Origin of the sequence: Aminobacter sp. HY435, from assembly GCF_027568395.1 — a bacterium.
Lineage (GTDB): Bacteria > Pseudomonadota > Alphaproteobacteria > Rhizobiales > Rhizobiaceae > Aminobacter.
Genome location: NZ_JANKZL010000026.1, coordinates 1 through 1,121, shown reverse-complemented (window position 1 = coordinate 1,121; position 1,121 = coordinate 1). Strand labels below are relative to the sequence as shown.

The 1,121-nt window shown below is 66.1% G+C and carries 1 protein-coding gene; it reads left to right on the top strand.

The window, feature by feature from the left end:
- Positions 1–1,121 (top strand): Re/Si-specific NAD(P)(+) transhydrogenase subunit alpha (locus tag PCJ21_RS22055; protein WP_269933569.1); only part of this gene is annotated, 1,121 nt, incomplete at both ends.

The following is a 1,121-nucleotide window of genomic DNA, read 5'->3' as shown; positions in this document are numbered from 1 at the left end:
ATATTCATACCTAAAGAGATTGATTTGACCGAGGGTCGGGTAGGCGCTTCGCCGGATACGGTGAAACGCCTGGTCGCGCTTGGTTTCGAGGTTGTGATCGAGGCGGGGGCGGGGACGCTGTCGCGGATACCGGATGCCGACTACGTGGCGGTGGGAGCTGTCATCGGCAAGGCGTCGGATGCGGGTCGCGCCGACGTTGTGCTGAAGGTGCGCCGGCCCTTGGAGGCCGAGGTCAAGGGCTACAAGGCGGGCGCTGCGGTGCTTGCCATCATGGATCCCTACGGCAACGATGCAGCGATCGCGGCGATGGCCAAGGCCGGTGTCACGGCATTCGCCATGGAGTTCATGCCGCGCATCACGCGTGCCCAGGTGATGGACGTGTTGTCCTCGCAGGCCAACCTCGCCGGCTACCAGTCGGTGCTCGACGGCGCCTATGAGTACGACCGCGCGCTGCCGATGATGATGACGGCGGCGGGCACGGTTCCGGCGGCGAAAGTGTTCGTCATGGGCGTCGGCGTCGCCGGCCTGCAGGCGATCGCCACCGCGCGCCGCATGGGCGCCATCGTCACCGCAACGGACGTGCGTCCGGCGGTCAAGGAACAGGTCGCCTCGCTCGGCGCCAAGTTCATCGCCGTCGAGGACGAGGAGTTCAAGCAGGCGGAAACCGCCGGCGGCTACGCCAAGGAGATGTCCAGGGAGTACCAGGCCAAGCAGGCGGCGCTGACCGCCGAGCACATCGCCAAGCAGGACATCGTCATCACCACGGCACTGATCCCGGGCCGTCCGGCGCCGAAGCTGGTGTCGGCCCAGATGGTCGCCTCGATGAAGCCGGGGTCGGTGCTTGTCGATCTGGCTGTCGAGCGCGGCGGCAATGTCGAGGGCGCCCAGGCCGGCAAGATCGTGACGACCGCCAACGGCGTCAAGATCGTCGGCCATCTCAACGTGCCGGGCCGGATCGCGGCGTCCGCCTCGCTGCTCTATGCCAGGAACCTGTTCGCCTTCCTCGAGACCATGGTCGACAAGGCCGCAAAGCAGATCGCCATCAACCGCGACGACGAACTGGTCAAGGCGACGATGCTGACCGATGCCGGCAAGATCGTCCATCCGAACTTCGCCAATGC